At 42.1% G+C, this 8,001-nt stretch carries 7 protein-coding genes and 3 pseudogenes; all 10 read left to right on the forward strand.

Translation table 11 applies throughout. The features are described from left to right. Positions 1-96 precede the first annotated feature (96 nt). Positions 97-1,266, forward strand: coding sequence for a hypothetical protein (locus IEX12_RS19215; protein WP_188725714.1), 1,170 nt, complete (start codon positions 97-99; stop codon positions 1,264-1,266). A 16-nt stretch (positions 1,267-1,282) separates the two neighbouring features. Then, positions 1,283-2,521: a metal-dependent hydrolase family protein gene (locus IEX12_RS19220; RefSeq protein WP_188725715.1), complete on the forward strand. Its 1,239-nt coding sequence runs from the start codon at positions 1,283-1,285 to the stop codon at positions 2,519-2,521. A gap of 265 nt (positions 2,522-2,786) precedes the next feature. Then, positions 2,787-2,897: pseudogene (locus IEX12_RS23560) on the forward strand (tyrosine-type recombinase/integrase); the annotation flags it as partial. Positions 2,898-3,170: 273 nt separating this feature from the next. After that, positions 3,171-3,289: pseudogene (locus IEX12_RS19225) on the forward strand (DinB family protein); the annotation flags it as partial. Between the two features lie 362 nt (positions 3,290-3,651). Further along, positions 3,652-4,062: a hypothetical protein gene (locus IEX12_RS19230; RefSeq protein ID WP_188725716.1), complete on the forward strand. Its 411-nt coding sequence runs from the start codon at positions 3,652-3,654 to the stop codon at positions 4,060-4,062. A gap of 57 nt (positions 4,063-4,119) precedes the next feature. Next, entirely contained in the window at positions 4,120-5,223 is a 1,104-nt protein-coding gene (locus tag IEX12_RS19235) for a sensor histidine kinase (protein WP_155555641.1), read from the forward strand. Further along, positions 5,220-5,837 carry a response regulator transcription factor gene (locus IEX12_RS19240; RefSeq protein WP_088049898.1) on the forward strand — a complete coding sequence of 206 codons (618 nt, stop codon included), beginning with the start codon at positions 5,220-5,222 and terminating at the stop codon, positions 5,835-5,837. Before IEX12_RS19235 ends, IEX12_RS19240 begins: the two co-directional genes overlap by 4 nt. 66 nt (positions 5,838-5,903) lie before the next feature. Next, the gene (locus IEX12_RS19245) at positions 5,904-6,818 is read left to right on the forward strand and encodes an ABC transporter ATP-binding protein (RefSeq protein WP_188725717.1); all 915 of its coding nucleotides are present in this window, start codon (positions 5,904-5,906) and stop codon (positions 6,816-6,818) included. After that, entirely contained in the window at positions 6,815-7,555 is a 741-nt protein-coding gene (locus tag IEX12_RS19250) for an ABC transporter permease (RefSeq protein WP_188725718.1), read from the forward strand. The genes IEX12_RS19245 and IEX12_RS19250 overlap by 4 nt, the downstream gene beginning before the upstream one ends. Before the next feature lie 53 nt (positions 7,556-7,608). After that, positions 7,609-7,808 (forward strand): annotated as a pseudogene (locus IEX12_RS19255) (hypothetical protein); the annotation flags it as partial. Positions 7,809-8,001 lie beyond the last annotated feature (193 nt).

The raw sequence follows: 8,001 nt of genomic DNA on the forward strand, positions 1-8,001 counted from the left end.
ATTCAATTAATTTTATTTAAATGTCAAAAAAGTTTGTAGACAAACAATTTTCAATGTGATATATTATCAAACATTATAGAAAAAGGAGGGACTAATATGTTAAATAATCCGATAATTGCTACAGTTATGATCTTCTCTCTAATCGCACTAGGTGAGTGGCTATCCATTATTTCCAGAGCCAGGATTCCAATGCTGTTAACCGCGATGGTTGGGTTTTTAGTTTGTGTCTGGACAGGCATCTTCCCTGATGACATTCTCGAAAAATCACAATTTCCTGCTTTGGGCGCCATTCTTATTGGTCCCGCTATTTTGCATATGGGTACGATGATTCCCTTTTCTCTACTGAAACAACAAATAAAAGCGGTTGGGATTGCTTTAGGGGGCATTATTGTTTCGGGGATATTAATTTTGGGAATTATTCCATTCATTTTTGATTATCCAACTGCAGTTGCTGGAGTTGGGCCGATTAGTGGAGGAATTATTGCGGTAATTATTACGTCTGAAAAATTGACGGAAATCGGCCTGCAGTCGCTAATCATTATCCCAGCATTAGTTGTCGCTTTTCAGGGGGTATTTGGGATGCCACTGGCGATGAATTTTATGCGGAAATATGCATTGCGCATTCAGGGTGAAATGGATCATGGGACATTTGTTTCGATGGCTGATGAAGCTGCGGCGACTACAGAGCCCGCGGAAACGAAAAAGTCAAGTCCGATAAAATCCAGTATGACACTTAAATTATTCATTGTTTTTGTTGGAGCAGCGATCGGTGTTGCGCTTGGGGAAATAACACCGATACATTACAGTTTGTGGTGCCTGGTATTTGGGATTATTGGTCACACACTTGGATTCTTTGAAGCGAAATCACTTGAAAAGGCAAATTCGTTTACGATTGTGATGATTGGTATCATTTTTGTTGTAATCGGTCAAATGGCAGGAGTAACACCATCAGAAGTACTGGATAATTTGCCTGAGATCATTTTAATCCTAGTGATCGGTACATTCGGAATAGCCCTTGGTGGATATATTACATCAAAATTGTTCAAATGGCATCCATATAAAGGCATGCCTGTCGCATTAACAGCGCTTTTTGGTTTCCCTGGTGACTATCTTCTCTGTGAAGAAGTTGCAAGAAGTGTATCCAGAAATAAACAAGAGGAAAAGCAGATTTTTGATGAATTATTGGCACCGATGCTTATTGGTGGTTTTACCACGGTTACCGTCGCGTCGGTTGTGATAGCAGGTATACTAGTTCAAACATTGTAGAGGGAGAGACTGTGAAATGAAACAACTTATAAAAAATGGATTGCTAATTGATGGAAATGGCGGAGAGGTAAAGAAGGATCATGTAGTAGTTGTTGATGGGGAGAAAATTACTTATGCAGGACCGGAAAAGGCTTATGCCGCTACTGGTGAAGAAACAATAATTGACGCCCAGGGTGGAACTATTCTACCAGGGTTAATAGATTCACATGTGCATATGATGATGGAATATCAGCCGGTCGCTGAAAAACTGGCAACACCATTTTCCTTCATGTACTATAAGGCGGCTGAATATTTGAAGGCAACACTTCATGCCGGAATCACTTCGGTTCGTGATGCCCTGGGAACGGATCTAGGGGTGAAAAAAGCAGTTGAAGAGGGACTAATCCCCGGACCTCGATTGCAATTAAGTATTAATGCCTTGACGATTACAGGTGGACATGGAGATGGCTATACTGTTTCTGGCAATGTAATGGATATTTTGCCATCCGACTTTCCAGGGATGCCAAATGGAAAATGTGATGGTGTTGAGGAAGTTCGCAAAAAAACACGCGAAATGCTACGTGCTGGTGCCGAAGTGATTAAAGTCCATGCGACAGGCGGTGTGTTAAGTGCAACAGACCATCCGGAATTCACGCAATTTTCGTTGGAAGAATTAAAAACAATTGTCGAGGAAGGCCGTTTTCGTAAAGGGGTAAAAGTAATGGCTCATGCGCAAGGTGCTGAGGGAATTAAAAATGCAGTAAAAGCAGGCGTTCATTCGATTGAACATGGTATTTTTATCGATGAAGAGGCAATTGAATTAATGCTTGAAAATGGCACCTATTTAGTACCGACCTTACTTGCGCCGGTTGCCGTGCTGGAAACGGCTGAACAAGTTGGAATGCCGTCAACTGCTGTGCAAAAGTCCAAGGAAGTTATTGAACAACACAAGGAAAGCTTCACAAAGGCTTATAAAGCAGGAGTGAAAATTGCAATGGGCACCGATGCTGGTGTGATGAAGCATGGCACAAATTTACGGGAGCTTGGCTTAATGGCCAATGGTGGTATGACCCCAATGGAAACAATTGTTGCTTCAACAAAGACAGCAGCAGAATGTCTAGGCTGGGATGATAAACTTGGTACGATCGAACAAGGAAAATTAGCAGACATTATCGTCGTAAAAAGGAACCCATTGGAAGATATTGATTCACTAGCCAATAACGACACTATCCAAATTGTCATGAAAAACGGTAAAATCGAAAAAACCCTCTTTTAGTTAACCATACTATAATAATAGTGGACTCTATGTTTAATATAACATGGATTATCCACTATTATTTTTTATTTTATACTCGTTTTATGTACGATTTCTATTTAGTATTAATTGTATAATATAAGATAAGATATTTCTTTATTCTGCTAATATATTTAAAAGGAGGAACGAAAAATGAAGGTTCAAGAAGTATTATTAGAGAACCAGTCAAAACGCTACATACTTTTAGATTATGCTGGCTTACCGCTTACCTGTTCTTCCTGTAATAAAAGATTTCTTATATCATGTAAACAAAGATAAGCCCTCTATTCGAAATATACTAAAAATAAAGGAATCTGGTGAAATATGGAAAACACTTACGAAAGAACAGGTACTACAAGCCGACTTGTTCATTTAGAAGATACTGAAAAAATTAAAACCTTACTTCATTCTTTCCAACTTGATCAAAAACAGAAAGAAAAGGTCAATGAACTGCGAAAACAATGGAAAAATACTGTAATCTGATTTTAGAATTGCAAATTTACTTCATTAGATACATAGGATTGAATGAATTGGATTAGTTGGAACGCCGTATGAGATGAAAGTTTCAAGTACGGTGTGAACGAAGGGAAAAGGGAGCGATAACGTCAACCCCTTACCTATACGGAGAGGTATGCGCCATATCATTGCTCACGAAATACATCATATAGGTCAGTTATCTATATGGTCTCGTGAATTAGGAAAAAACCTGTGACTGCGAATTTGAATAGAAGAGGATTGTTTGACAATTAGATAGCCCTTGCCAATTTCGTTAAAGGGCGCGTTTGTATAATGAGGTCAATCGGAATTTATTTTCTGGTTGGCCATTTTTAATGGTTTAACAGAGGAAGCCTGAGGGGAACGAACGGGCTAGTGGGACTACAATTGATCCCATCCACAAAAATGTTTTCCCTCTACTAAAGGGGTAAAGGTAGCATCCGTAGATTTTGCTGCCATTTTTCCTTAAAAAGTCATTTTTAATAACATGAATCCATCCGAAAAACCTTCTAAAAAAATGATATATATCATTTCAAAGAAGTGATATACATAACTACCGGCCCCGTCGGCTTTTCGATATACTTTTAATACAATAAATCAAGGAGGCACAAGTAATAATGAGAAAAGGTTTATTAGTCGGTTTATATGCTGGAGTTATTTCAGGAGCTGCCGGTGTTGCCACGGCTTACCTGTTAGGTGCTGTAACAGGCCTGTGGTTCTCCCAGTTAAATTGGATCTCCATTGCGGTTGCTTCGATCATCGCAAATATCGCCGGGGCAATGATTTTCGTAAAGTGGTTTCAAAAAACTGCAAGACCTTCAGTCTATTATGTTCTGCTGACCGGAGGTGTCACTCTGTTGTCGTCGCTCAATGTTTTGGCCAATCCTCCGGCAGATAAATTCGGAGTTATTGCACAGCCGGTCCATGTGGTGGTCTTCTTACTTTCGATCTGGTTGGTTCCGATGTGGCTGAAACGCGGGAAACAAGCTCAAATTTCCGGAACCCCGATAACAAATAATAAAGGTTAGGGTCACTGACTCAAAACCATATGGTATGATAGACCAAAATGAAGAAGGGGGTAAAAAATGGCTCGTATCAGACTCCCGTGGGAAACGATGATGTTGCTTCCCCCGTTGATTTCTCTGATTATCTTTCCACAACAGACTGGGTACAACTATCTTTTGTTTTTTATAATCGCAACAGCTCATTTGATCAGCATTTTGAATGCGAAACACCGAACCTTTTTCATCATTGTTCAACTGGTCGCGATTGCTTTATGGGGGGCTTTCTTGAACCCGTGGGAATTGAGCTTCGGCTTTTATCCCGCTTTGGTGATCGGCAAGTACTCATCCTTCCGTAAAATTACTGGGATGACTGTACTCATGGCTGTGCTCTTTGCCGGGTCGGCTGGGTTCTATTTCTTGCGAGAGTCGAATCCATTGTACCTCGGCTGGTATTCGATTCTTCTTATTCTTTTCCTGTTGCCCTATATGGTGAGAATGATCCGGAAATCACATGAGATGAAATTGGGGTTACAATATGCCAATGATGAAATTTCCCGGTTGATAAAAAATGAAGAGCGCCAGCGAATCGCCCGTGATCTTCATGACACGCTGGGCCATACCCTGTCTCTGCTTACGTTGAAAGGTGAATTGGTGGAGCGGCTGATTCCCCAGAATCCCGATCAAGCCTCAAAAGAAGCCCGTGAGATCCAGAATATTTCAAGATCCGTTTTGTTGCAGGTGCGGGAACTGATAAGTGATATGCAGTCCATCGATCTCGGTGAGGAGTGCCAACAGGCGGCTCAAATTTGCGAGTCTGCCGGGATTTCATTCAAAGTGGAACGGAATGATGAACTTTCAGGAGCCCCGCCGATTATCCGGAATATCCTGAGCCTGTGTCTTCGTGAATGTGTTACCAATGTCGTGAAACACAGCGGCGCGCACAGATGCACAATCCGCCTTGAAGAAGAACCTGGAAGATACATTCTTCAGGTGGAGGATGATGGGGTCGGCATTGCGAAGGAAAATCACGACCAGTTTCACAGCGGCCTGTTGGGCATGAAAGAACGGTTATTGCTGATCGAGGGAAAACTCGAAATGACAACCGGGGAAACAAAAGGAACGAAAATCACGATTATCGTGCCGAAAGTCAAGAAACCGACGATCACGAAGGAGGGAATCCAATGAGAATTGTCATTGCGGAAGATCAGGGAATGCTTCGGGGCGCGGTCAGCCAGTTGCTTGCCCTGGAAGAAGATATTGAAATTGTCGGGGAAGCCGACAATGGTAAACAGGCCCTCCGGCTGATTCGGGAAAAAACCGCCGATATTTCCGTTCTCGATATTGAGATGCCGCTGTTAAGCGGGCTGGAGGTAGCGGAAAAGTTGAGGGATGAAGGCAGTAAATGCCGGGTCGCCATCGTGACTACCTTCGCTCGAAGCGGGTACCTGCAACGTGCCGTGAAGGCCGGAGTAATGGGTTATTTGCTAAAAGATATGCCCGTGTCCGAATTGGCGGAAGCACTGCGAAAAATTCACGCGGGCAAGCGTGTCTTTAGCCCGCACCTTACTTTTTCCATGATGGAAGAAATAAACCCACTCACGAAACGAGAATCCGAGATTTTGTTGCACCTGAAGAAGGGAGATTCGGTCAAAGAAGTCAGTAAAACTCTCTATCTCTCTCCAGCTACGATCCGCAACTACATCTCCGAAATTATTCAGAAGCTGGAAGCGAGAAACCGGATGGATGCCGTCGCCATTGCTGAAAACAAAGGGTGGCTGCCGGAAGAACCATTTTTGTAAAACAAAACTGATTTTATGATGCAAGTCTGAAGAGTAAAAATTTATTTATGAGAGAAGGAGAAAAAAGTGCCACATGTCATTGAAGTTGAAGGCTTAATGAAACAGTACGGGGAAACTCGAGCGGTACAGGGGATTTCTTTTACTGTCGAAAAAGGCGAAATTTTCGGGATTGTTGGTCCGAACGGATCTGGTAAAACTACAACTATTGAGATTCTGGAAGGACTGCGGAAAAGAGATTCCGGAAAGGTACACGTACTCGACCTTGACCCCGGCAAGGAATCCGACCGCTATCAATTAAATAAAAAAATTGGGGTACAGTTCCAGGACACATCCATTCAGGAGTTAATGAAGGTCAAAGAAGCGTTGAATCTGTTTGCATCTTTTTACAACACACATCAAGAACTGAAGGCCATCATTGAACAGTTACATTTGGAAGACAAACTCAATTCGTATTTCAAGGATCTTTCCGGTGGCTGGAAGCAACGGGTAACGCTCGCTTTATCTGTTTTGCATCAACCCGAAATCGTGTTTTTGGATGAACCGAGCATGGGGCTTGATCCGCAAGCACGCCGCAAGTTGTGGGAAGTCATCCATACCCTTAAGGAACAAGGAACCACCATCCTGGTGACAACGCATTATATGGAAGAAGCCGAAAAACTTTGCGATCGGATCGCCATGGTGTACGATGGCCGAATCCGGGCACTTGGAAAACCGAATGTGTTGCTCGAAGACCTGGCGACAAACTACCTAGCGTTTGAGAGTTTCGATGTGGATCCCGATGTTTTGATCGCCCTGCCCAGCGTGATTCACATGGAGAAATCCAGAAATCGGGTGAGAATTCAAACGGAGAATCTCCAGCGTTCCGCCTATTTGGTTTTAAAAGAATGTGAAGAACGTGATTGGAGAGTGACCGCATTCCGTTTCGAGCGAGGCACGCTGGATGATTTGTTTGTCCACCTGTTAAAGGAGCGATCAGCATGAATAAAATTGTGAAACTGTCGGTAATGGAAACAAAGTTATTTTTTCGAGAAAAAATGGCCGTGTTCTGGACCTTTTTGTTTCCGGTTCTGATGATCTGGCTATTCGGGGCGATGTTCGGAAGCGCAAAAATCGGTGGGATGACTTACAGCAATGCTTACATCCCGTCCTGGATTGCCGTGAACATCTTGACCACTGCGTTTTTCGGAATCGGAACGGTGATGGCCAACTATCGTGAAAAAGGCATTTTGCGACGCTATCAGGTCACAACAGTAAGGCCTTGGATGGTGTTAACGGCGCAAACCGTGCAGGGAACCGTCATTTTTACCATCAGCGCCGTAATTATTCTCGTTTTTGGATACCTCGTCTTCAATTTACATGTACCGAAATATTTGGGAAGTACCTTGTTGGCAATCCTATTAAGCCTGATTGCCTTCTTCCCGTTCGGACTGTTGATCAATTCAATTGCCAAAAACGTTCGGACTGCCTCAGCCATCAGTTCACTTGCCTTGAATTTGATGATTTTTTTATCGGGAGCGACCATGCCGATTGAATGGATGCCAGACGTGTTACGTATGATCGCTCACCTCATTCCGCTTTACTATGTCATTGATTTAACAAGGCAAACCTGGAATTTCACACCGATTTGGGAGAATGGCGTGGATGTTGCGGTTCTCATTGGTGTCGCCATCGTGTCGATCATTTTGTCCTCACGGTTTTTCCGCTGGAGCGGGGAATAAGATGATCATGTTTGAGAAATTTACAAAAATATGTTTTTTATATTAAATTGACCATGGAAGAAAAACAATTTTTAAACGAAGTTCTTGAAGAGTTAAAGCAATATCAGATAAGTTCAAAGAATAGAAAAGATATTAAACAACAACTTTTAGAGCATATTCAAGAATCTCATGAACACGGCCAAGATAGTATTAATGAATTGGGGGATCAACAACATTTGTCAAGGATTTTTTAGAGATTAATGGAATAGATCTTCTTTCTGAAATAAATAATCAAATTTTTTATAAACCAACAGTAGAAGGGTGATACATATTGTGCATGTACAATATGTATCACCTTTTATTTTTTATGAGATAAGAAACCAACATGGCTCCGCATTCGCGCAGCCACCGTCTATGATGAAAAAGAATTTCTAGCCTGGATAGGAGGTATATCACATTCATTTATT

Source organism: Lentibacillus populi, assembly GCA_014642895.1.
GTDB lineage: Bacteria > Bacillota > Bacilli > Bacillales > Amphibacillaceae > Lentibacillus_C > Lentibacillus_C populi.

Coding starts and splice junctions, on each gene's coding strand:
- IEX12_RS19235 (WP_155555641.1), top strand. CDS start 4,120: ATGGCTCGTATCAGACTCCCGTGGGAAACGATGATGTTGCTTCCCCCG.
- IEX12_RS19240 (WP_088049898.1), top strand. CDS start 5,220: ATGAGAATTGTCATTGCGGAAGATCAGGGAATGCTTCGGGGCGCGGTC.
- IEX12_RS19215 (WP_188725714.1), top strand. CDS start 97: ATGTTAAATAATCCGATAATTGCTACAGTTATGATCTTCTCTCTAATC.
- IEX12_RS19220 (WP_188725715.1), top strand. CDS start 1,283: ATGAAACAACTTATAAAAAATGGATTGCTAATTGATGGAAATGGCGGA.
- IEX12_RS19230 (WP_188725716.1), top strand. CDS start 3,652: ATGAGAAAAGGTTTATTAGTCGGTTTATATGCTGGAGTTATTTCAGGA.
- IEX12_RS19250 (WP_188725718.1), top strand. CDS start 6,815: ATGAATAAAATTGTGAAACTGTCGGTAATGGAAACAAAGTTATTTTTT.